General features: G+C 57.9%; 22 protein-coding genes and 2 pseudogenes. 14 read left to right on the top strand and 10 right to left on the bottom strand.

The window, feature by feature from the left end:
- Nucleotides 1-52 precede the first annotated feature (52 nt).
- On the bottom strand, nucleotides 53-2,197 hold the full coding sequence (gene dinG / locus AC1DWM_RS09410; RefSeq protein WP_223512269.1) for an ATP-dependent DNA helicase DinG: 2,145 nt from the start codon (nucleotides 2,195-2,197) through the stop codon (nucleotides 53-55).
- A 367-nt stretch (nucleotides 2,198-2,564) separates the two neighbouring features.
- Here dinG and AC1DWM_RS09405 point away from each other — a divergent pair, with 367 nt between their 5' ends.
- Nucleotides 2,565-3,029, top strand: coding sequence for a CopD family protein (locus tag AC1DWM_RS09405; protein ID WP_452625179.1), 465 nt, complete (start codon nucleotides 2,565-2,567; stop codon nucleotides 3,027-3,029).
- A gap of 123 nt (nucleotides 3,030-3,152) precedes the next feature.
- Here the strand turns inward: AC1DWM_RS09405 and AC1DWM_RS09400 are convergent, their stop codons facing one another.
- The 4 genes from AC1DWM_RS09400 to AC1DWM_RS09385 form a co-directional block, all read right to left on the bottom strand.
- Nucleotides 3,153-3,911, bottom strand: a complete 759-nt coding sequence (locus AC1DWM_RS09400; protein ID WP_223512272.1) for a collagen-like protein — start codon at nucleotides 3,909-3,911, stop codon at nucleotides 3,153-3,155.
- Complete coding sequence (locus AC1DWM_RS09395) at nucleotides 3,904-4,182, bottom strand: DUF1145 domain-containing protein (RefSeq protein ID WP_477795075.1); 279 nt, start codon at nucleotides 4,180-4,182, stop codon at nucleotides 3,904-3,906. Before AC1DWM_RS09395 ends, AC1DWM_RS09400 begins: the two co-directional genes overlap by 8 nt.
- Nucleotides 4,183-4,328: 146 nt before the next feature.
- A complete protein-coding gene (locus tag AC1DWM_RS09390; RefSeq protein WP_223512274.1) occupies nucleotides 4,329-5,048 on the bottom strand; it encodes a PA1041 family peptidoglycan-binding anchor lipoprotein in 720 nt (239 codons plus the stop codon).
- 89 nt (nucleotides 5,049-5,137) lie between these two features.
- Nucleotides 5,138-5,827: a PA1041 family peptidoglycan-binding anchor lipoprotein gene (locus AC1DWM_RS09385; RefSeq protein WP_223512275.1), complete on the bottom strand. Its 690-nt coding sequence runs from the start codon at nucleotides 5,825-5,827 to the stop codon at nucleotides 5,138-5,140.
- A gap of 188 nt (nucleotides 5,828-6,015) precedes the next feature.
- On the opposite strand from AC1DWM_RS09385, the gene AC1DWM_RS09380 reads away from it, so the two are divergent.
- From AC1DWM_RS09380 to AC1DWM_RS09365, 4 genes are read left to right on the top strand one after another with little or no spacing between them, the layout of a single operon-like run.
- The gene (locus AC1DWM_RS09380) at nucleotides 6,016-6,513 is read left to right on the top strand and encodes a DUF6231 family protein (protein WP_046029312.1); all 498 of its coding nucleotides are present in this window, start codon (nucleotides 6,016-6,018) and stop codon (nucleotides 6,511-6,513) included.
- Between the two features lie 4 nt (nucleotides 6,514-6,517).
- The gene (locus AC1DWM_RS09375) at nucleotides 6,518-6,994 is read left to right on the top strand and encodes a YchJ family protein (protein ID WP_223512276.1); all 477 of its coding nucleotides are present in this window, start codon (nucleotides 6,518-6,520) and stop codon (nucleotides 6,992-6,994) included.
- A gap of 39 nt (nucleotides 6,995-7,033) precedes the next feature.
- Complete coding sequence (locus AC1DWM_RS09370; protein WP_477795074.1) at nucleotides 7,034-7,528, top strand: LEA/WHy family protein; 495 nt, start codon at nucleotides 7,034-7,036, stop codon at nucleotides 7,526-7,528.
- On the top strand, nucleotides 7,525-7,734 hold the full coding sequence (locus AC1DWM_RS09365; protein WP_150780435.1) for an SEC-C metal-binding domain-containing protein: 210 nt from the start codon (nucleotides 7,525-7,527) through the stop codon (nucleotides 7,732-7,734). Before AC1DWM_RS09370 ends, AC1DWM_RS09365 begins: the two co-directional genes overlap by 4 nt.
- Nucleotides 7,735-7,849: 115 nt before the next feature.
- Here the strand turns inward: AC1DWM_RS09365 and AC1DWM_RS09360 are convergent, their stop codons facing one another.
- Nucleotides 7,850-8,404 (bottom strand): cysteine hydrolase family protein, encoded by a 555-nt coding sequence (locus AC1DWM_RS09360; protein ID WP_223512278.1) that lies wholly within the window; start codon nucleotides 8,402-8,404, stop codon nucleotides 7,850-7,852.
- Between the two features lie 216 nt (nucleotides 8,405-8,620).
- Here AC1DWM_RS09360 and AC1DWM_RS09355 point away from each other — a divergent pair, with 216 nt between their 5' ends.
- The 7 genes and pseudogenes from AC1DWM_RS09355 (at nucleotide 8,621) to AC1DWM_RS09325 (ending at nucleotide 16,803) form a co-directional block, all read left to right on the top strand.
- Nucleotides 8,621-11,071, top strand: a complete 2,451-nt coding sequence (locus tag AC1DWM_RS09355; protein WP_477795073.1) for a penicillin acylase family protein — start codon at nucleotides 8,621-8,623, stop codon at nucleotides 11,069-11,071.
- A gap of 525 nt (nucleotides 11,072-11,596) precedes the next feature.
- Nucleotides 11,597-12,295 (top strand): annotated as a pseudogene (locus AC1DWM_RS09350) (ATP dependent DNA ligase); the annotation flags it as partial.
- 312 nt (nucleotides 12,296-12,607) lie between these two features.
- Nucleotides 12,608-13,390 (top strand): transporter substrate-binding domain-containing protein, encoded by a 783-nt coding sequence (locus AC1DWM_RS09345; RefSeq protein ID WP_223512283.1) that lies wholly within the window; start codon nucleotides 12,608-12,610, stop codon nucleotides 13,388-13,390.
- A 56-nt stretch (nucleotides 13,391-13,446) separates the two neighbouring features.
- Nucleotides 13,447-14,175 (top strand): ABC transporter permease, encoded by a 729-nt coding sequence (locus AC1DWM_RS09340; RefSeq protein ID WP_046029301.1) that lies wholly within the window; start codon nucleotides 13,447-13,449, stop codon nucleotides 14,173-14,175.
- Entirely contained in the window at nucleotides 14,172-14,882 is a 711-nt protein-coding gene (locus tag AC1DWM_RS09335; protein ID WP_223512284.1) for an ABC transporter permease, read from the top strand. Before AC1DWM_RS09340 ends, AC1DWM_RS09335 begins: the two co-directional genes overlap by 4 nt.
- Nucleotides 14,883-14,906: 24 nt before the next feature.
- Nucleotides 14,907-16,025 carry a succinylglutamate desuccinylase/aspartoacylase family protein gene (locus AC1DWM_RS09330; protein WP_477795072.1) on the top strand — a complete coding sequence of 373 codons (1,119 nt, stop codon included), beginning with the start codon at nucleotides 14,907-14,909 and terminating at the stop codon, nucleotides 16,023-16,025.
- A gap of 13 nt (nucleotides 16,026-16,038) precedes the next feature.
- Complete coding sequence (locus AC1DWM_RS09325) at nucleotides 16,039-16,803, top strand: ABC transporter ATP-binding protein (protein WP_477795071.1); 765 nt, start codon at nucleotides 16,039-16,041, stop codon at nucleotides 16,801-16,803.
- Nucleotides 16,804-16,857: 54 nt separating this feature from the next.
- On the opposite strand, the gene AC1DWM_RS09320 is transcribed toward AC1DWM_RS09325, so the two are convergent.
- Nucleotides 16,858-17,247: a hypothetical protein gene (locus tag AC1DWM_RS09320; RefSeq protein WP_477795070.1), complete on the bottom strand. Its 390-nt coding sequence runs from the start codon at nucleotides 17,245-17,247 to the stop codon at nucleotides 16,858-16,860.
- 188 nt (nucleotides 17,248-17,435) lie between these two features.
- Here AC1DWM_RS09320 and AC1DWM_RS09315 point away from each other — a divergent pair.
- A pseudogene (locus AC1DWM_RS09315) lies at nucleotides 17,436-17,576 on the top strand (histidine/lysine/arginine/ornithine ABC transporter ATP-binding protein); the annotation flags it as partial.
- Between the two features lie 663 nt (nucleotides 17,577-18,239).
- Here the strand turns inward: AC1DWM_RS09315 and AC1DWM_RS09310 are convergent.
- Complete coding sequence (locus AC1DWM_RS09310) at nucleotides 18,240-18,449, bottom strand: hypothetical protein (protein ID WP_223512287.1); 210 nt, start codon at nucleotides 18,447-18,449, stop codon at nucleotides 18,240-18,242.
- A 106-nt stretch (nucleotides 18,450-18,555) separates the two neighbouring features.
- On the bottom strand, nucleotides 18,556-19,122 hold the full coding sequence (dcd, locus tag AC1DWM_RS09305) for a dCTP deaminase (RefSeq protein ID WP_007904652.1): 567 nt from the start codon (nucleotides 19,120-19,122) through the stop codon (nucleotides 18,556-18,558).
- A 354-nt stretch (nucleotides 19,123-19,476) separates the two neighbouring features.
- On the opposite strand from dcd, the gene AC1DWM_RS09300 reads away from it, so the two are divergent.
- The gene (locus tag AC1DWM_RS09300) at nucleotides 19,477-19,686 is read left to right on the top strand and encodes a cold-shock protein (protein WP_002554837.1); all 210 of its coding nucleotides are present in this window, start codon (nucleotides 19,477-19,479) and stop codon (nucleotides 19,684-19,686) included.
- A 108-nt stretch (nucleotides 19,687-19,794) separates the two neighbouring features.
- Here AC1DWM_RS09300 and AC1DWM_RS09295 read toward each other — a convergent pair whose 3' ends face one another.
- Nucleotides 19,795-20,802, bottom strand: coding sequence for a DUF481 domain-containing protein (locus tag AC1DWM_RS09295; protein ID WP_477795069.1), 1,008 nt, complete (start codon nucleotides 20,800-20,802; stop codon nucleotides 19,795-19,797).
- Nucleotides 20,803-20,822: the final 20 nt, after the last annotated feature.

The raw sequence follows: 20,822 nt of genomic DNA, 5'->3' as shown, positions 1-20,822 counted from the left end.
AGCGATGGTAGAGAGATAGACAACGCGGTGGGCAAATGTGCCCACCGGTGTATCAGGAAATTTCGCGACGGAATGGCGGCAACGCATTGAGGATGGCTTTGCCGTAGCGCTGGGTGACCAGACGTCGATCCAGCAAGGTGATGGTGCCGCGGTCTTCTTCGGTGCGCAGCAAGCGACCGCAGGCCTGGACCAGTTTCAGCGAGGCATCGGGCACGGAGATTTCCATGAACGGATTGCCGCCTCGGGCTTCGATCCATTCCGCCAGAGCCGCTTCGACGGGATCGTCCGGCACCGAGAACGGGATCTTCGCAATCACCACGTGCTCACAGTACGCGCCCGGCAAGTCGACCCCTTCGGCGAAACTCGCGAGGCCGAACAGCACACTGGAGTCCCCGCCATCGACGCGTGCCTTGTGCTTGTTCAATGTTTCCTGCTTCGACAGGTTGCCTTGAATGAACACTTGCTTGCGCCAGTCGCGGTCGAGGCCGTCGAACACGTCCTGCATTTGCTTGCGGGAAGAGAACAACACCAGCGTACCCCGCGAGCCCTCAACCAGTTGCGGCAGATCACGAATGATCGCGGCCGTGTGGGCCGGTGCATCCCGCGGATCAGCTTTCAGATCCGGTACTCGCAGCACGCCGGCATCGGCGTGGTGGAACGGGCTTGGAACCACGGCGGTCACGGCTTTTTTCGGCAGGCCGGCGCGCATGCGGAAACGGTCGAAGGTGCCGAGGGCCGTCAGCGTTGCCGAGGTCACCAAGGCACCGTAAGCCACGTTCCACAGATTACGCCGGAGCATTTCCGCCGCGAGGATCGGGCTGGCGTTAACTTCGATGTCGAACAGCGAACCGCTTTCGGCCAACGTCAGCCAACGGGCCATGGGCGGGTTGTCTTCCGGGTCTTCAGCGGTGAACGCCACCCACAATTCCCAATTGCCCGAGGAACGGGACAACAGGCTGCCAAACAGCGGATACCACTCTTCGGCCTGATTGCTGGCGATGCCGATGTTGACCTCGCCGTCCATGCCTTCCTTGAGCAACTCGGTGAGCCGGGTGAACAGGTCGGTCAGACGGGCAAAGCCCTTCTTCAACTCGATGCCCATCTCGCGCATGTGCTCGGGAATCACCCCGCCAACGAATCGGTGACGCGGCCGCTCGCGACCTTCGACGTCTTCGCCGGGTTTGAAATCGGCGGCCTGTTCACAGGCGGTGAACATGAATTGCTGCTGGGTCTTGATCTCGCGGGCCAGTTCCGGCACTTGCTCGATCAGCTTGCCCAAGTCGCCGGGCAGCGGGTGCTGGGCGAGCAATTTGGTGAGGTTTTTCGCGGTGGTTTCCAGCCAGTCGGCGGTGGAACGCAGGCGCGTGTAATGGGCGAAGTGGCCGATGGCCTTGTCCGGCAGGTGGTGGCCTTCGTCGAAAACGTAGATGGTATCGCGCGGGTCCGGCAGAACGGCACCGCCGCCCAAGGCCAGGTCGGCCAGCACCATGTCGTGGTTGGTGACAATGACGTCGACCTTGCCCATGCCTTCGCGGGCCTTATAGAAGGCGCACTGGCCGAAGTTCGGACAATGACGGTTGGTGCATTGGCTGTGATCGGTGGTCAGACGCGCCCAGTCGGCGTCTTCCAGGGCCGTGGACCAACTGTCGCGGTCGCCGTCCCATTTATTGCCGGCGAGTTTTTCGATCATGCTGGTGAACAGCTTCTGACTGGCCTCGTCGACCTCGATCTTGAAGCCTTCTTCTTCGAACAACTGCGCGGTAGCGGTTTGTGCGTGGCCTTCCTGCAGCAGCATGTCGAGCTTGGACAGGCACATGTAACGCCCACGTCCCTTGGCCAACGCGAAGCTGAAATTCAGCCCGCTGTTGCGCATCAGGTCAGGCAAATCCTTGTAGACGATCTGCTCTTGCAGGGCCACGGTGGCCGTGGCAATCACCAGGCGTTTGCCGGCAGCCTTGGCGGTCGGGATCGCCGCCAGGCTGTAGGCCACGGTTTTACCGGTACCGGTGCCGGCTTCCACCGCAACAATCGCGGGGTCGCCACTGCGCCGGCCTTCGTCGTCGGTGTCGATGTCACCGAGGACTTTGGCGATTTCGGCGATCATCAGGCGTTGGCCGTAGCGCGGCTTGAGGCTCTTGGCTTCGAGAAAACGCGAGTAGGCGCCCTGGATCGTGGTTTTGAGTTCGGTGCTGATCATGGATTGTCGGGCGCAAAAAACGCTGGATAAATTTTCAGTGGTTTGGGGGGCGTTCTCAATTAGTTTCCACGCCGCGTTGTCGCCTTAAAGCGGGCCAGGCAAGGCGCAGGCCGCTGGTAATGGTTGTTCCCTTTCCAAGGCCTGCAACGCAGGCTGGCCCGCTTTAAGGCACAACCCGAAGGGCCGGGTCTGCTGTTGTGCAGGGCTGCGTTGCTCGAAGCTTATTTGGAATGACCAAACCACGCTTCTCGCGCCTTGCCCTGCACAACAACAGACCCGGCGCGGCGCGGAAACTAACTGAGAACGCCCCCCGAATGGGCAGCTATCATACCCCGCTAATTAATCCCGCGCAGAACGGAGTACCCCAATGACACCTTTTGGCATCGTTTATACCCTGCATGTCCTGTCCGCCCTGGTGTGGGTGGGCGGCATGTTTTTCGCTTGGATGGTCTTGCGCCCCGCCGCAGTGAAGGCGCTGGAGGGCCCTGCCCGGTTGAAGCTGTGGGTAGAAGTGTTTCAAGGGTTTTTCCGCTGGGTCTGGGTTGCGGTGGTGCTGTTGCCGATCAGCGGGGTCGGGATGATTCATCTGCAACACATCGGGTTCGAGACCGCGCCGCGCTATGTGCAGGTGATGATGGGGTTATACGTGGTGATGACCGCGCTGTTTATCCGGATTCAGGCGCTGATGTTGCCGGAGTTGCGCACGGCGGTGACGGCACAGGATTGGCCGGCAGGGGCGGCGGTGCTAGGGAGAATTCGGCGGTTGGTGGGGATTAATCTGCTGGTGGGTTTGTTGCTGGTGGCGATTGCTGCGGCGCGACCTATCTTTTAAAAAAGTATTGTCTGATCGAATGCCATCGCGAGCAGGCTCGCTCCCACATGGAGAGTGTGATCCCTGTGGGAGCGAGCCTGCTCGCGATGGGTATCGTTCAGTCGGCAAACCTTTCGGAACTACTTACAACCGCTGAACCGTCACCGAACCCGCCGCACCGGTAGGGCCTGGCTGACCATCAGCACCCGGCCGGCCACTCTTGCCACCCTCGGTGGTGTACACGAGACAGCCCTTGGCCTTGCCACCGGCCCCTGGTTTACCGCCAGGACCTGCAAGTCCACCGGCACCTCCCGCCACCTGCACCTTGATTTTATCCGCCGGGTATTCGCGCGGCACTTCCAGCCTTACCTGCGCACCGGAAGCACCCGGCTGACCATCACTGCCATCGTTGCCATCGGCACCGCGACCAGCCTGCCCCCAGGTGCAACCCGGTGCCTGGCCATTGCCGCCATCAAGTCCAAAAAAACCCGGTGCGCCCGCGCCGCCGCGAGCATCTACCGACAGTTGCGGTGCTTTCAGTGCCTTGATCTGCAAGTTCAGGTTACGCCCCGACCGTGCCGCTTTCTGGAAGCTGCCTGGCGCGCCCCTCGCGGTAATCTGACTGCCTTCCGACAACTCGGCGCGCAGGACTTTCAATTCCAGCGCCTGCTCACTCGGCACGATGGCAATTCGCGCCTCACGCCCCAGATGCAACTCGCCCACCGTCACTTCGGTCACATTCGAAGGGATAAGCAATGTGCCGTAATCGGCGACTACCAGCCGTTCAAGTTGCAAGGTGCTAGCCGTGTTGGGCAGGCGCATCAGCGAGTTGGTTTCGACACTGACAACCTGAGCGCAAGCCAGTGGACTGATAAATGCGGCGAGCAGACAGAGATTACGCATGGGAAGCCTTCGATGCGGAGGGAGCCGGGAGGGTTTGCAGGTGAAACACGCCGAAAATGGCAATCTGAAGGCGATCAAGCCAAGGATGGGCGCGGCCTTTGAGGCTGCGGTTGCAGAACACCAGTTCCAGAAGATGGAACAGTGCCAGCACGCCACCGGCCAGATCGACCAACGAGTGCAGCGGATAGATAAATGGCGTGAGCAGATTGACCAGCACCACCAACCAGAACAGCAGGGTCAATAACTTCCCCAGCCCCCAAAACACCTTCATACGCTCCCCCGCTGATCATTATTCTTTGCGAGCACAGTAACGGCTTCCACGAGGAATACGCCAGAGGACAACAGAAAAATCTTGATGCAGACCGCCCAATGGCCGTCGTCCCGCCGCACGGGTGGTCGACGGCTGTATTTCGTGGCTCAGGTCAAATTGATGTGCAAATCCACGCGGCGGTTTTTCGCGCGCCCTTCTTCTGTATCGTTATCAGCTACAGGCTCACTTTCGCCCTTGCCTTCACTGGTAACTTTGTTCGGCGCCACGCCCTGACTCAGCAGGTAGTCCGCCACGCTGGCGGCGCGACGTTCCGAAAGCGCCTGATTGTAGGCATCGGAGCCGACGTTGTCGGTATGGCCGACCACCTTGATACTCAACACATCGGCGCCTTGCAACCTGGACATCAAGGCATCCAGCTGACTCTTCGCTGCGGGGGTCAGGTCAGATTGGTTGGTGGCAAACAGCACATCGCCCGCATCGCTGAGGGTGATGACTTCCGATTGCACAACAGGTTCTTTCACGCCGCCGGGGTATTGCGGCTGCGGACAACCATGTTGTTCGACGGGCGTATTGGCAGGAGTATCGGGGCAACGATCACGTCGATCGAAGACACCATCGCCATCTTGGTCGCCATCCTGGGCGTAACAGATCAAGCCGCCGGTCAAGATTCCGAGCGCTGCGCCTCCGGCCGCCCATGCACCACTTTCGATGGCGCCCAAACCTCCGCCCACAAGACCGCCAATGACGCTGCAGATCGGCCAGTTTTCTTGATTGAGAGGGGCAGTGCCATCACTGTGAGTTGCGCAACCGGTCAACAGGCTGCCAAGCAGCAGAACCGGCAGGACGGTCCTTGTGAGAACGCTCATATTGAAAGCTCCTGTGTTACCGGTTTATACCGGTTACACAGGAGTAAAGACCCGCATCCGCGACTGCACAAGCCGCGGAGCGGAGGGGCTTAGCGAGTGATATGGATTTCCGTGCGACGGTTCATCGCGCGGCCGTCAGCAGTTTTGTTATCGGCGACCGGATTGCTTTCACCCGCACCGACCACAGACACGAAGCTGCTGCGTGGCACGCCTTCCTCGATGAGGTATTCAACCACCGAGTGAGCGCGTTTATCCGACAGTTTCTGGTTGTAGGCATCGCTGCCCACGCTGTCGGTATAACCGGTAACAGTCAATTGAGCAGTAGGTGCTTCCGCTTTCAAGCGAGTGGCAATCTTGTTGAGTACCTCTTTGTCAGATGCGGTGAGCGTAGCTTTGTCAAACTGGAAGTGAACATCGCGGATGACGATCGTTTCTTCCTTGACCACAACGGCCTCTTCGACCACTGGCGCAGGTGGAGGGCAACCGTTGGCATCGACTTTCACGCCGTGAGGTGTGCCTGGGCACTTGTCGCGGCTGTCCGGTACACCATCGCCATCTTCGTCGCCGTCACCGTGCACCCAGCAATAGGCCGCTGCCGTGCCGCCGACAAGCAGCGCACCATAGCCTGCCCATGCCGAGCTCTCGGTCGCGCCGATACCCGCACCCACGACACCACCAACCAACGCACAGGTCGGCCAGTCGGTTTTCTGCAAACCTGCGCAACCAGTCAACACACTGGTTAGCAGAACCAAGGGTAATGCTGTCCGAACTATGCTCATCTAGTTTTCTCCTGAGGGATCGGCTTAGAACCGATTCTGGTAGTAAAGACCCGAGTATTAATCTGCGCCAGCAACAGGCCATGGCTGTTTTAAAGGTGTTCACCACGGATTGGCGTATTTGCTGTAAACCTGCGCTAGGCCCGCACGTTCAGGCAGGCTAGTCTTGGCGCTCTGATTGAGGATCTTTGATGATTGCAGGTATTTCTTCGCGCACGCCGCAGCAGGCGTTGGCTGCTTTGCTGGACCGTTACGCCCCCGCGCAACTCTTGTTGATCGGCGCCAGTGAGTTCCCCGCGCTGGAGGCATTCAAGCTTGCCCACCCGGATACGTGTGTGGCCCATGCGGCACCGGGGCCGTTGCCGGAGGAACTGGCGGCGCGCCGGTTTGACCTGGCGCTGGCGGTCGATTGCCTGGAACATCTGCCCAAGCGCGATGGCCTGAACCTGCTCGGCGGGATCCGCAACCTCAACGCCAGCCGCATTGCCGTGCTGGCGGACCTGTCGGCCAGCGGTTGGCAGGAGACGGATTTCTTCTCCCTGGCCCTGCAAGCGAGCGAGCGCTTCCAGCGTGACGAGCAAGTGTTGACCCTGTTCACCTACGATCTGCTTGAATACAAGCAAGTACCCGACTGGCTCAACTCACGTTTTTGGGCCAATCCGGAAAACTTCGGGAAATATTGGTGGTAATGCAATGAGTACATCCATTTGCCCTTGTGGCAGCGGCACCCTGCTCGATGCCTGTTGCGGTCATTACCATGCCGGGCATCCGGCGCCGTGCGCCGAAGCCTTGATGCGTTCACGCTACAGCGCCTACGTGTTGGGGCTGATCGACTACCTGGTGGCGACCACCCTGCCGGCGCAACAGGCCGGCCTGAATCGTCAGTCCATCAGCGACTGGAGTGCGCAAAGCACCTGGCTGGGCCTGGAAGTCGAAAGCTCCGAAGTCTTTGGCGGCCAGCCGGAACACGCCTTCGTGACCTTTACCGCGCGCTGGCACGATGGCAGCGGCGAACACAGCCACCGCGAGCGCTCGTCATTCGTGCAGAACGCCGGCCACTGGTACTTCATCGACCCCACCGTGCAACTCAAGGCCGGGCGCAATGACGCTTGCCCATGCGCCAGCGGGCAAAAATTCAAGAAGTGTTGTGCGGGTTATTTCAACAATTGAGGTGACGCCCTGTAGCAGGTTGAAGGGAGATACACGACCATGATCACCCGGCGACACGCACTTTATCTGCTCAGCCTGCTTCTGTTTTTGGGGCTCACCGGCTGTGCGTCCTGGTTCGAAGATGATGAGCCGGACCCCGAGGTACATCTGGTCAAAGTTGAAGTCGTGCGGGCAAAACTGCTGGAACAGCAATTTCTCCTGCACTTTCGTATCGACAACCCCAACGACAACGACTTGATCGTGCGCAGCCTCGAATACCGCATTCACTTGGGCGACATCCTGCTGACCGAAGGCGAGTACGACAACTGGTTCACGATCGGCCCCAAACACAGCGCCTACGTAAAAGTGCCGATCCGCACCAACCTGTGGCCCAAGGTACGAGACCTGGTGAAAATGCTGAAAAAACCCGACCAACCCATTCCCTATCGTCTGGAAGGTGAACTGAAAACCGGTTTTTTCATCCCTCATGACGTGCACCTGGCGCGCAATGGCGTGATAATCGCCGCCGATTTAATTCCGGAGCAACCCCGATGACCCAGCAACCCCACGTCCATGGCCCTGACTGCAACCACGATCATGACCATCACGACCACCATGATCACGACCATGGCCATGTTCACGGCCCGAACTGTGGCCACGCCCCCCAGGAACCGGTGCGCAACGCCCTTAAAGACGTCGGCCGCAACGACCCTTGCCCATGCGGCAACGGCAAGAAATTCAAGAAGTGCCACGGCGCTTGATGCTTCGGGCGAAGATATTTTTCGCCTGTTGAATCGCCTTCGCGAGCAGGCTCGCTCCCACACTGGACCGCGTTTCCCTGTGGGAGCGAGCCTGCTCGCGATGACTGACTTGAAGTCACCCCTTCAGGATCTGCGCAGTGCTGACGACCGTCGCATATTCCCCGTGCAAATTCCCCAGCGACATCGCATGCACGTCTTCGGCTGATCGGGCATTACCAAAATAATCCGCCTTATCGAAGGTAAAACACGCATCCTCCGCCACCCACGTTTCAAACCCCAGATTCCCGGCTGTTCGCGCAGTGGACTCCACCGAGTTGTTGGTTGCGACGCCAACAATCACCAATTGATCAATTCCCGCCTCGCGCAAACGTGCCTCCAGCCCCGTTGCACAAAAAGCATCCGGCACCTGTTTCTGGATCAGCTGTTCGCCAGTCATTGGCTCAAACCGTTGCTGAAATTCCACGCCTGATTGCTGCGGCCAGAACACTGAGTCCGGCGAGCGCGACAGGTGCTGCACATGAATCACCGGTCGCCCGGTTCGACGCCAAAACGCCAACAAATCAAGGATTCGTTCCTCGGCCTGTGGATTATTTCGGCGACCGAGTCGCGGATGCAGAATGCCTTTTTGTTGATCAATGATGATCAGCGCTGCGTGGGTCTTGAGCTCCATGCCGGTTTCTCTCATGCGGGGGATCATTGAATTTCACGCACTTCAGCATCACCTCCTCTAACAGGCAAGTCATTGAACACTGGAGGACTTCCCGACCGTATTGCGACAGTTCAATCAGACAAATCCTGAAATAACCCCGCCCGCCGCTTGCGCGCCCTCCTCCTGCTCACTAACGTAGCGCCTTTATTGCGCCTCTACCCCCGCAGGAGCTTTGCCATGGCCTCGCCAGCCCTTACACATTTTCTTCCCCGGTTCGGCGTTGCCGCAGCAGTAGCCAGTGTTTTGAGCCTGACCGGTTGTCAGACCATGAACGCTCAGGACACCCTTCCGCCGACCTCCGGTGTGCAGCCGCTCAAGGGCTTGGCGCAGAACGTTTCGGTACGTCGCAATGCCATGGGAATGCCGCTGATCGAAAGCAACAGCTACCACGACGCGTTGTTCGCCTTGGGTTACGTCCATGCCAGCGATCGCATTACGCAAATGGTGACGTTGCGCCTGTTGGCCGAAGGTCGTCTGGCGCAAATGTCCGGCGCTGACTTGCTGGATGCCGACCGATATATGCGCGCGGTCAACCTGAAAAAAAATGCCGGCGAGCTGTATAAAGCTTCTTCGCCACGCCTCAAACGCTTCTTCGAAGTCTATGCTCGCGGCGTCAACGCCTACCTGTTCCGCTACCGCGACAAGCTGCCGGCGGACCTCGCGGCCACCGGTTACAAGCCGGAATACTGGAAACCGGAAGATTCGGCGCTGATTTTCTGCCTGCTGAACTTCAGCCAATCAGCCAACTTGCCGGAAGAAATTTCCTCGTTGATGCTGGCTCAGACCGTCACCACCGACAAACTTGCCTGGCTGACGCCGTCCGCGCCCGATGAAAAGCTGCCGCTGGCTGAAGCCGAAAAACTGCAAGGCATCAAGCTCAATGGGGCCATCCCTGGGTTGGCCGAGATCAATAAAGCCACGGGCCAACTGTCCGACCTGAATCTGTTGGGCGCCGGCTCGTCAAACAACTGGGCGATCGGCCCGCAACGCAGCCGCAGTGGCAAAAGCCTGCTGGCCAGCGACAGTGATGGTTCGCTCGGTGTGCCGTCATTGTTCAGTTACGTGCAGATCCGCGCGCCGAAATATCAGGCCTCGGGCGTGACCATTGCCGGATTGCCAATGGTGCTCGGAGGTTTCAACGGCAAAGTGGCCTGGAGCATGACCGCGGTCATGGGCGACAACCAGGACCTGTTCCTGGAAAAAATCAAACGCCAAGGCAACGGCCTCACGTACGAAGTGGCCGGCAAATGGCAACCCGCAGTCGTGCGCAACGAAACCTACTTTGTCAAAGGCCAGCGGCCAGTTCGCGAAGCAGTGTACGAAACCCGTCACGGTCCGCTGCTCAACAGTGCCCAAGGCACGACACTGGCGAACGGTTTCGGCCTGGCCCTGCAAATGCCGAACTTCACCGACGACAAAACCCTGGACGCTTTTTTCGACCTGTCCCGGGCCCAGACCGTCGAGAAAGCGTCGGATGCCAGCCGCGAAATCCGCGCCATCGCACTGAACCTGGTCTTCGCCGACGCCAGCAACATCGCCTGGCAAGTCACCGGCCGCTACCCGAACCGCCGCGAAGGCGAAGGCCTGCTGCCGTCGCCGGGTTGGGAAGGTCGCTACGATTGGGACGGTTACGCCGACCCGATGCTGCATCCCTACGACCAGGACCCGGCCCAAGGCTGGCTCGGCACCGCCAACCAGCGCGTCATTCCCCATGGCTACGGCATGCAATTGTCCAATTCCTGGGCGGCACCGGAGCGTGGCGAACGCCTGGCCGAACTGGCGGGCGCGGGCAAACACGACACGCGTAGCGTGATCGCGATGCAGTATGACCAGACCACCACTTTCGCCGCCAAACTGAAGAAAATGTTTGAAGCCCCGGGCATGGCCCAGCCACTCAAGCAGGCGATTGAAGCGTTGCCGGTTGCCGATCGAGCCAAGGCTCACGAAGCGTATACGCGCCTGATAGCGTTCGACGGCAAGCTCGCCGCGACCTCCGCCGATGCAGCGATGTATGAATTGTTCCTGCAGGAAAGCATGAAACAAATCTTCCTCGACGAACTCGGCCCGCAAAGCAGCCCGGCGTGGAAAGCCTTCGTGGCCAACGGCAAGTTGTCCTACGCCGCTCAAGCCGATCATCTGCTGGGGCGCGAAGACAGCCCGTTCTGGGATGACGCGCGCACGCCGCAAAAAGAAGACAAGCCTGCGATTCTCGCACGCAGTCTGGCAGCGGCGATCAGCACCGGTGACAGTCAGTTGGGCGGCGATCACAAAGCCTGGCAGTGGGGCAAACTGCACCGCTACGAATGGAAAAACGCCAACGGCCAGACCGTTCGCGGGCCGGTCGCGGCGGGCGGTGACCACACCACGCTGAACACGGCGGCCTTCGCTTGGGGTCAGGACTTCAATACCACGCTGGCGCCGGCCATGCGCTTTATCGTCGACTTCGGCCAGGCCGAGCCGCTGATGGGCCAGAACAGCACCGGTCAATCGGGCAACCCTGCCAGCCCTAACTATCTCAACAGCATCGAGCCTTGGCTCAAAGGGCAATACATGAGCCTGCCGATGCAGCCACAGAACTTTGACAAGGTGTACGGCAAGACGCAATTGACCCTGACACCCGGCAAATAACCCCGCAAATCCTGTGGGAGCGAGCCTGCTCGCGATGAGGCCATATCAGCCACCATTTTTGGAGACTGATTCACCGCTATCGCGAGCAGGCTCGCTCCCACAGGGGAGTGTGATTGTTCAATGACATCTCGATAGAACTTCTGGCTTCACGCCAACCTCATAGCTAACAAGCCCCTCCATCTTGGCAACGACATGGATCTTGTTATCGCGCGTCCTGAAGGTCTGTATTGCCCGGCCGGGGATTTCTATATCGACCCGTGGCGGTCTGTCGAGCGCTCGGTCATCACCCACGCTCACAGCGACCATGCCCGTAGCGGCAATCAACATTACCTGGCGGCATCAGCCGGCGAAGGCATCCTCCGTGCCCGCCTCGGTGCAGACATCAACCTGCAAACCCTGCCGTACGGTCAGCCCCTCAAACATCATGGCGTCACCCTGAGTTTTCACCCCGCCGGCCATGTGCTCGGTTCGGCCCAAGTGCGACTGGAATATGGTGGCGAAGTCTGGGTCGCCTCGGGGGATTACAAGACCGAAGCAGATGTACCCGTGGTGGTCCTCGCTTACGACCTGCTGGAATGGCAAGGCGCCGACTGGCGCAATCGACCGCAGGCCACGCGTCGCACTCAGCTGGAAACGGTCGTCGCCACCTGCAACAGCCCGGCGTTACTCGCCTCACCGATACTCACCGGCGAAAACTGGTTCGACCTCGCTCGCCAACGGGAAGCCTCGCGCCGTCTCGGCGTCGAAGGCATGATGCTCAAGGCGCGGGATGCGCTGTACGGCGTCGGCCGAACCAAAGACATGGGTGTGTGGTGGAAATGGAAAGTCGACCCGTTCAGCGTCGACGCGGTGCTGATCTATGCGCAACGCGGCCACGGCAGACGGGCCAGTCTCTACAGCGATTACACCTTCGCGGTGTGGGACGCGCCGCCCGATGCCAGCGAACGCAACCTGGTGCCCTTCGCCAAGGCCTATTCCGGGCTGACGGATGAAGAGATCCGTCAGGTCGACAACATTGTGCGCAAAACCACCGTCGAGAAATTCGGCCCGGTCAGCAGCGTGAAACCGAGCCTTGTCTTTGAGTTGGGGTTCGAAGGCATTGCCCGGTCAAAAAGACACAAGAGCGGGATCGCCGTGCGTTTTCCGAGGATGCTGCGCTGGCGTCAGGACAAGACGGTTGAAGAGGCTGACGACCTCGGCACATTACAGAATTTACTGAGCTGACCTGATCTCTTTGTGGGAGCGAGCTTGCTCGCGAAGAGGGCGCATCAGTCGAGATGGTTGTGGCTGACACTCCCTCTTCGCGAGCAAGCTCGCTCCTACAGGGATTTGTGCCATCCTGAAACAACTTGGTGCAGCGCTTTCATGGCGCCCGTTTTCGTGCACAATTGCTGCGCAGTCATTTCTTGTATGACCTTTTAAAACGCTTGTTCGGGACTCTGGTTCGGAAATTGCTACTTTCATCAGGTCTTACGCTTTCCAGTAACAATAATTCTGCGCCACAAGCGCTCATATTGGTTCTTAAGGGATTGAATAATGAAAAAAGCATTGCTGACCTTTTCTGCACTGGCGTTGTGCATGGCTGCGGGCTCCGCGCTGGCCAAGGAATACAAAGAATTGCGTTTTGGCGTTGACCCTTCCTACGCACCGTTCGAGTCCAAAGCGGCCGACGGTAGCCTGGTCGGCTTCGACATCGATCTGGGGAACGCGATCTGCGCCGAGCTGAAGGTCAAGTGCAAATGGGTCGAAAGCGATTTCGACGGCATGATTCCGGGCCTCAAGGCCAATAAATTCGACGGTGTGATCTCTTCGATGACCGTCACCCCGGCCCGCGAAAAAGTCATCGACTTCTCCAGCGAGTTGTTCTCCGGCCCAACCGCCTACGTGTTCAAGAAAGGTTCTGGTGTGACGGCGGACGTCGCTTCGCTCAAGGGCAAAACCGTCGGCTACGAACAAGGCACCATTCAGGAAGCCTATGCCAAAGCCGTTCTGGACAAGGCCGGCGTGAAAACCCAGGCCTATGCCAACCAGGACCAGGTCTATGCCGACTTGACTTCCGGTCGTCTCGATGCAGGGATTCAGGACATGCTGCAAGCCGAACTGGGCTTCCTGAAGTCGCCACAGGGCGCCGACTATGATGTCAGCAAGCCAGTCGACAACGAACTGCTACCAGCCAAAACTGCCGTCGGCATTAAGAAAGGTAACACCGAGCTGAAAGCACTTTTGGATAAAGGTATCAAAGCGTTACACGATGATGGCACCTACGCCACCATTCAGAAGAAACACTTTGGCGATCTGAATCTGTTCAGCGGCAAATAATGCCCGGCGCCCATCTCGCGATGGGCGCTTTTTTCATCCGATCAGGTTGCTGATTTATGTTCGAAAACCTATTACAAAATCTGGGGCTCTCTGCCTTCAGCCTCAAGGGCTTCGGTCCGTTGCTGATGCAAGGCACCTGGATGACGATCAAGTTGTCGGCATTATCGCTATTGGTAGCCGTGTTGCTCGGGCTACTCGGCGCCAGTGCCAAGCTGTCAAAAGTCAAACTGATGCGCGTGCCTGCCCAGCTTTACACCACACTTATTCGCGGCGTTCCGGACCTGGTCCTGATGCTGCTGATTTTCTACAGTCTGCAAACCTGGCTGACGTCGCTGACCGATTACATGGAATGGGAATACATCGAGATCAACCCATTCAGCGCCGGGGTCATCACCCTTGGCTTCATCTATGGCGCGTATTTCACCGAAACCTTCCGTGGTGCGATTCTCGCCGTCCCACGGGGCCAGGTCGAAGCGGCCACCGCTTATGGCCTCAAGCGCGGCCAGCGTTTCTGGATCGTGGTGTTCCCGCAGATGATGCGTTATGCCCTACCGGGTATCGGTAACAACTGGATGGTGATGCTCAAGGCCACCGCGCTGGTGTCGATCATCGGCCTTGCCGATCTGGTCAAGGCTGCGCAGGACGCCGGTAAAAGCAGCTATCAGCTATTTTACTTCCTGGTACTTGCCGCGCTGATCTATCTGGTAATCACCAGTGCGTCCAACTTCATTCTGCGCTGGCTTGAACGTCGTTACTCCGCCGGTACCCGGGAGGCCGTACGATGATCGAACTTCTGCAGGAATACTGGAAACCTTTCCTCTATAGCGACGGCAACAACATCACCGGCCTGGCCATGACGATGTGGCTGCTCAGCGCCTCGATCTTCATCGGTTTTCTGGTGTCGATCCCGCTGTCCATCGCCCGGGTATCGCCGCATTTCTACATCCGTTGGCCGGTGCAGTTCTACACCTATTTGTTTCGGGGTACGCCGCTCTATATTCAGCTACTGATTTGCTACACCGGGATTTACAGTCTGGCTGCCATTCGCGCCCAACCGGTGCTGGATGCGTTCTTTCGCGATGCGATGAACTGCACCATCCTGGCCTTCGCCCTGAACACCTGTGCCTACACCACGGAGATTTTCGCCGGGGCGATTCGCAGCATGAACCACGGTGAAGTCGAAGCCGCCAAAGCGTATGGTCTGACCGGCTGGAAGCTGTATGCCTACGTGATCATGCCGTCGGCCCTGCGTCGCTCGTTGCCTTATTACAGCAACGAAGTGATCCTGATGCTGCACTCGACGACTGTGGCGTTCACCGCGACCATTCCGGACGTATTGAAAGTCGCTCGGGACGCCAACTCGGCGACCTTCCTGACCTTTCAGTCGTTCGGCATTGCCGCACTGATCTACCTGACCGTGACCTTTGCGCTGGTTGGCCTGTTCCGTCTCGCCGAACGGCGATGGCTGGCCTTCCTCGGGCCGAGCCACTAGGACCCGCTTTAGGAATAAAGAGACATGCGCCACCAGATTCATGACCTGCTGGCCCCGGTGCCGGGGACCGCACGACAGATTCACAGTTTTCATTACGGCCCCACGTCGGCCAAAGGCAAGATCTACATTCAGTCGTCACTGCATGCCGATGAGATGCCTGGCATGTTGGTGGCCTGGCACCTCAAGCAACGCTTGGCCGAACTCGAAGCCGCCGGCCGGCTGCGCAGCGAAATCGTGTTGGTCCCCGTGGCCAATCCGATCGGTCTGGAACAAGTGTTGTTGGAGGTTCCGCTGGGGCGCTTCGAACTCGAAAGCGGTCAGAACTTCAATCGCTGGTTCGTCGATGTGAGCGAAGCGGTCGGCAATGAGATCGAAGGCCAACTCGGTGACGATCCACAGCGTAACCTCGGGCTGATCCGCGACAGTTTGCGCAACGCCCTGGCCAAGCAAACCGCCAGCACCCAACTGCAATCCCAGCGCCTGACCCTGCAACGCCTGGCCTGCGATGCGGACATGGTGCTGGACCTGCATTGCGATTTCGAAGCCGTCACGCACCTTTACACCACACCGGAAGCCTGGTCGCACGTCGAGCCCTTGGCGCGATACATCGGTGCCGAGGCGAGCTTGCTGGCCACCGATTCCGGCGGCCAATCGTTCGATGAATGTTTCACCCTGCTCTGGTGGCAGTTGAGGGAGCGCTTCGGCGATCGCTTCGACTTTCCGCTGGGCAGTTTATCGGTGACGGTCGAATTGCGCGGCCAGGGTGACGTCAATCATCCGCTGGCCAGCCTCGATTGCCAGGCGCTGATCGATTACCTGATTCACTTCGGTGCCATTGCCGGCGAACCGGCGCCACTGCCTGAGCTGCCCTACCCGGCCACGCCGCTGGCGGGAGTGGAACCTGTAGCCACTCCTGTCGGTGGCTTGCTGGTGTTCACCGCGCTGCCGGGGGAGTACCTGGAAGCCGGGCAACTGATCGCCGAAATCATTGACCCGATCAATGATCGCGTCACCCCCGTTCATTGCACCGCCGCCGGGCTGATGTACGCCCGCTCGCTGCGACGCATGGCCACTGCCGGCATGGTGATCGCGCACGTCGCGGGCGCCGAAGCCTATCGCAGCGGCTACCTACTTTCGCCTTGAGGATGCATGCCACATGTACAAACTGACCATCGAAGGCCTGCATAAAAGCTATGGCGATCATGAAGTCCTCAAAGGCGTTTCGCTCAAGGCCAACACCGGTGACGTCATCAGCCTGATCGGCGCCAGCGGCTCGGGCAAAAGTACGTTCCTGCGCTGCATCAACTTTCTTGAACAACCCAACGACGGCGCCATGAGCCTCGACGGGCAGAACATCCGCATGATCAAGGATCGTCACGGCATGCACGTGGCCGATGCCAATGAGCTGCAACGGATCCGCACCCGCCTGGCCATGGTGTTCCAGCATTTCAACCTGTGGAGCCACATGACCGTGCTGGAAAACATCACCATGGCCCCGCGCCGGGTGTTGGGTTGCAGCAAGGAAGAGGCCGAAGACCGCGCCCGACGTTATCTGGACAAGGTCGGCCTGGCCCCGCGCGTTGCCGATCAGTACCCGGCGTTCCTGTCCGGTGGCCAGCAACAGCGGGTAGCCATTGCCCGGGCGCTGGCCATGGAACCGGAAGTCATGCTGTTTGACGAACCGACGTCGGCGCTCGACCCGGAACTGGTAGGTGAAGTATTGCGAGTGATCCAGGGCCTGGCCGAAGAAGGCCGGACCATGATCATGGTGACGCACGAAATGAGCTTCGCCCGCAAAGTCTCCAGCCAGGTACTGTTCCTGCACAAAGGGCTGGTGGAAGAAGAAGGCGCGCCGCAAGACGTGCTGGGCAATCCGAAGAGTGAGCGGTTGAAGCAATTTCTAAGCGGCAATTTAAAATAACCAATGTGTATTGAATAACGGATCAATGGACTGATCCGCTATTCAAATCCCCATTTACTTATCAAGTACTTTATCAACTCTAAATTCGTGCCCCTTCACATCATAAATAGTGTCGCCAACCTTAAATCTCCCATTAAAAGAACCAAACATATCATAACGATCATCTAACCTAATTGTCATGGTACCTTCTTGCATATTGTAAAGCTGGCCATCTTTTACACCTGACACAGTATACAAATCACCAATGTCGTGATCACCTGCTACTGGCTCTAATGGAATCCCCACATTCATTCTAGTACCATGCGCGTGAGTTACAGCAACAAATTGCTTTTTGATTTCGTGATTGACGTCATGCATCACCCCGTCAAGGTCCCACTTATCTTGAATAATATCGACCTTAAAAATCCCAACTTTGTGCTCTGCCGTTTCGATCAACTTACCCATACTCTTATTCCTCTAGAAAACCAGGTTAGCACTTCAAAGTAACCAGTGAATTCTGCCCACCAGCTCAAACATAGATAAACACACAAACAATCGACCCGACACTGTCAACCCTGACAGTTGACACAATACGAAAAGCAGTTATTGGCACCGATGACTTATTACATCCATGCATTGAGAGACTTACCCAAAAAATGGGCTTCACGCGCAAAGTTTCGAGTCAGACTCTGTTTCTGCATCAGGGCTTGGTGGAACAAGGCGCGCCGGATGACGTACTGGGCAACCCGAAGAGCGAGCGTCTTAAACAGTTCCTCAGCGGCAACCTGAAGTAATACACCCCTCTCCTACAGGATTAGATTCCCGCTTCATGTTCAAGCCTGAAGCTGCCGTTCTCCACTCGATACCTTAGGCGTCCAAGCCACAAAAACTTCCGGCAAACTGTGCTTCGCCCCACCGTCAACTCAAGCGAGCCTCGATACAGTTCCGCTTCCGAGCTGCCAGTCACATGAATGATCATGGGAGAGCGCTCACTCAGCCCCAGATGAAACTTGCCACTCTCGATACCCAGCGGCAGATAGACGTAAAATGCCTTGTCCAGACCATTACTCGCGTCGAGGCAGTGCAGGCCAGGCTGCTCGAACTAGCGTTGGCGATGCTCGAAATGCCTGGGGGCCACTCGCCGTAATCATATCGGCGCGCAGATGCCCCGCACGAATTGATTTCATCTGAATTTTCCTTTTCATATTCATGGACAACTGCTTACTGCCGGTAAAAAGTCGCAGCGCTAACAGCGCAGCGATAAAACCACGGCTGTTCAGCCAATAGGTTTCAACGACAAACACAGTTATTTCCGAGTATGAAAGGCGCTTCGACGGGGTAGCTCTCTCGTCCAGCGTGACGAAAGCTGCAGCTCTTTATCATTGACTATAACCAGATATGGCTAGTCAGTTGACGTCTTCAAGGACATCAGCTGACCGGCCTTTCACGACTCTGCGTCAGACAACAGGCGCCGGAGGCGGCTCATCCGGCAAGGTGGGTTCGCCAGGTTCTGTCGGTTGTTCGTTCGGGGTATCGGGGTCTGGTTGACCGGGAATGCCCCCCGCCATGTTGACGGGCGGATGTGCCAACAAGGACCAGGCCAAAACGCCAACCTGATTGGGCTCAAGCCTTGCCAGTTCGGCACTTATTCGCGGATCGATCTTCATAAAGCACTCCTGGGCGATGGCCCGACCCGCCTTGCGCGAATCGGAACGTACACTCCATAGAGTGTACGCTCGCTCAGGAATTCCCACGGTTTGTCAGACGGCTGACTCAGGTGCGCGGCAGGGTTACGCCACGCTGGCCCTGATACTTGCCGCCACGGTCCTTGTAAGACACTTCACATTCTTCGTCAGACTCAAGGAACAGCATCTGTGCCACGCCTTCGTTGGCGTAGATTTTCGCCGGCAGATTGGTGGTGTTGGAAAACTCCAGGGTCACGTGACCTTCCCACTCAGGCTCGAGCGGCGTGACGTTGACGATAATGCCGCAGCGCGCGTAAGTGCTTTTACCCAGACAGATGGTCAATACATTGCGCGGAATACGGAAGTATTCGACGGTGCTGGCCAGGGCGAAAGAGTTTGGCGGGATGATGCACACGTCGCTGTGGATGTCGACGAAACTGCCGGCATCGAAGTTTTTCGGGTCGACGATGGCCGAATTGATGTTGGTGAACACCTTGAAATGATTAGTGCAACGTACATCGTAGCCGTAGCTCGACACGCCATAGGAGATCACACGGCTATCGTCGCTGCCACGCACCTGGCGCTCAACGAAGGGTTCGATCATGCCGTGCTCTTGCGCCATGCGGCGAATCCACTTGTCCGATTTGATGCTCATGGCGGGTGTCCTGAATAGCGAGGTGGAAAAATTCTGTCCGGCATCTTACCGGGCGCGCGCTCCGGGTTCAAAGTCTGGGGCGCAATTCTCGCGGATCCCCCCTGAATTCAGGGCCTTTCCCCAAATTCGATTGACCGTCAGTCCTGAATTCAGAGAAACCTTCGCAAGAAGCATTGGCACGTTCGGGAAAAAGGGTTAAGGTGGCGCCACTGTGCTGCTTGTGTCACTGAGAATCTCTACACGATATGTTGAATTTCGATCCAACCATCTACAAGAATTTTTCCTGCTCTTTGCACTCAGTCTCGGCCAGGGTTCTTCCTGAGTCGCAGTTATCTTTGTTCAAGGAGTTACACCATGTCTAATCGCCAAACCGGTACCGTTAAGTGGTTCAACGATGAAAAAGGCTTCGGCTTCATCACTCCACAATCCGGTGACGACCTGTTCGTTCACTTCAAAGCTATCCAATCCGACGGCTTCAAAAGCCTGAAAGAAGGCCAACAGGTTTCTTTCATCGCTACCCGCGGTCAGAAAGGCATGCAAGCTGAAGAAGTTCAAGTTATCTAACTTGTACTTGCTTTAGTAAAAAGCCCCGCCCTTAAAAGCGGGGCTTTTTTGTGCCCGACTGTTTTGCGGGCAAAAAAAATCGCAGCCCAGGGCTGCGATTTTTATGCCTTACCAGGCTACGCCAAACCCGGCGGTGTAGCGGGTCTGGTCCAAATCAGCGTCTTCGGTACCGCTGACGACGTCGCGCTCGGCCTTCAGGTTCAGCGACGCCCATTCGGTCACCTTGTAGCGCAAGCCCATTTCAGTATCGAGTGCGTAATTGGCCACGTCTGACAACGGCTTGGCCACTTCACCATTGGTGAAGAACTCCACCTTCTTGCCAATCAGGTAGCGGTTGTAATCCCAAGTCATCGCCAGGGCATAGAAGTTGTCCTTGTTGCCGTCCGTGAACTCATAGTCCGTACGATTGACCAGCGAGCCCAGGGAGAATGCGCCCAATTCGTCGTCCCAGAACTGGTGACCCGGACCGGTACCCAAGGTGCGCTGACGGGAAAGGTTTTCGACTTTGTCGCGCTTATAGACTGCCCGGCCTTGCCAGAACCATTTCTCGGTCAAGAAGCGGTCGAGCGAGTATTCAGCCCGCCAGTTGTCAGTCGTAACGACGCCATCCTGGAATTCGCGGTTGTACTCGCCTTCCGCTGTGTGCCGCCATTTACCATGGCGCGCAGTCGTCTTGAAGTTGATGCCGTAGTCATCTGTATCGTTTTCCGCCCGCTGGTAATCCAGCGCTGCGTCGATGTTCCCCTTCCACACCAGATCTTCGACCACCGGCTTGGGCTTTAGAATCTGCTGAATACTGGCCAGTTCCACCGTCTTGGGAGCCTCGCCATTTTCCAGCGTCACCTTGCCGTCGCCGGCAGCATGCAGTGACTTGGCCTTCTCGCCCGTGTACGCATCCTGCTTGACCAGCAACTCCTGATCGCTTTCCAGGGTTTTGACCTGTTTCCAGTCGATCGGGACCGCGCCGGCGTACTCCGTCTGGATCACCAACTTGCCGCCATCGAACAACGTGATCTTGCCGCTCAACTTGTCACCGTTCTTCAACCAGACGGTATCGGCGAGCAAGGGTGTGGCAGCACTCAGGACTGCGAGGCAAAGCAGGGTTCTGGACAACATAAGCAAAAACAGACTCAAGT

Source organism: Pseudomonas sp. P4_C8 (genome assembly GCF_056401975.1).
The sequence above is the reverse complement of the archived record's forward strand: the minus strand, read 5'-3'. Positions and strand labels throughout refer to the sequence as shown.

Bases quoted from the DNA above. Each gene is read 5' to 3' on its own strand.
- AC1DWM_RS09325 (WP_477795071.1), top strand. From the start codon at position 16,039: ATGTACAAACTGACCATCGAAGGCCTGCATAAAAGCTATGGCGATCAT.
- dinG (WP_223512269.1), bottom strand. From the start codon at position 2,197: ATGATCAGCACCGAACTCAAAACCACGATCCAGGGCGCCTACTCGCGT.
- AC1DWM_RS09370 (WP_477795074.1), top strand. From the start codon at position 7,034: ATGATCACCCGGCGACACGCACTTTATCTGCTCAGCCTGCTTCTGTTT.
- AC1DWM_RS09310 (WP_223512287.1), bottom strand. From the start codon at position 18,449: ATGAAGATCGATCCGCGAATAAGTGCCGAACTGGCAAGGCTTGAGCCC.
- AC1DWM_RS09335 (WP_223512284.1), top strand. From the start codon at position 14,172: ATGATCGAACTTCTGCAGGAATACTGGAAACCTTTCCTCTATAGCGAC.
- AC1DWM_RS09330 (WP_477795072.1), top strand. From the start codon at position 14,907: ATGCGCCACCAGATTCATGACCTGCTGGCCCCGGTGCCGGGGACCGCA.
- AC1DWM_RS09360 (WP_223512278.1), bottom strand. From the start codon at position 8,404: ATGGAGCTCAAGACCCACGCAGCGCTGATCATCATTGATCAACAAAAA.
- AC1DWM_RS09405 (WP_452625179.1), top strand. From the start codon at position 2,565: ATGACACCTTTTGGCATCGTTTATACCCTGCATGTCCTGTCCGCCCTG.
- AC1DWM_RS09390 (WP_223512274.1), bottom strand. From the start codon at position 5,048: ATGAGCGTTCTCACAAGGACCGTCCTGCCGGTTCTGCTGCTTGGCAGC.
- AC1DWM_RS09295 (WP_477795069.1), bottom strand. From the start codon at position 20,802: ATGTTGTCCAGAACCCTGCTTTGCCTCGCAGTCCTGAGTGCTGCCACA.
- AC1DWM_RS09400 (WP_223512272.1), bottom strand. From the start codon at position 3,911: ATGCGTAATCTCTGTCTGCTCGCCGCATTTATCAGTCCACTGGCTTGC.
- AC1DWM_RS09375 (WP_223512276.1), top strand. From the start codon at position 6,518: ATGAGTACATCCATTTGCCCTTGTGGCAGCGGCACCCTGCTCGATGCC.
- AC1DWM_RS09300 (WP_002554837.1), top strand. From the start codon at position 19,477: ATGTCTAATCGCCAAACCGGTACCGTTAAGTGGTTCAACGATGAAAAA.
- AC1DWM_RS09355 (WP_477795073.1), top strand. From the start codon at position 8,621: ATGGCCTCGCCAGCCCTTACACATTTTCTTCCCCGGTTCGGCGTTGCC.
- dcd (WP_007904652.1), bottom strand. From the start codon at position 19,122: ATGAGCATCAAATCGGACAAGTGGATTCGCCGCATGGCGCAAGAGCAC.
- AC1DWM_RS09380 (WP_046029312.1), top strand. From the start codon at position 6,016: ATGATTGCAGGTATTTCTTCGCGCACGCCGCAGCAGGCGTTGGCTGCT.
- AC1DWM_RS09385 (WP_223512275.1), bottom strand. From the start codon at position 5,827: ATGAGCATAGTTCGGACAGCATTACCCTTGGTTCTGCTAACCAGTGTG.
- AC1DWM_RS09340 (WP_046029301.1), top strand. From the start codon at position 13,447: ATGTTCGAAAACCTATTACAAAATCTGGGGCTCTCTGCCTTCAGCCTC.
- AC1DWM_RS09345 (WP_223512283.1), top strand. From the start codon at position 12,608: ATGAAAAAAGCATTGCTGACCTTTTCTGCACTGGCGTTGTGCATGGCT.
- AC1DWM_RS09365 (WP_150780435.1), top strand. From the start codon at position 7,525: ATGACCCAGCAACCCCACGTCCATGGCCCTGACTGCAACCACGATCAT.
- AC1DWM_RS09395 (WP_477795075.1), bottom strand. From the start codon at position 4,182: ATGAAGGTGTTTTGGGGGCTGGGGAAGTTATTGACCCTGCTGTTCTGG.
- AC1DWM_RS09320 (WP_477795070.1), bottom strand. From the start codon at position 17,247: ATGGGTAAGTTGATCGAAACGGCAGAGCACAAAGTTGGGATTTTTAAG.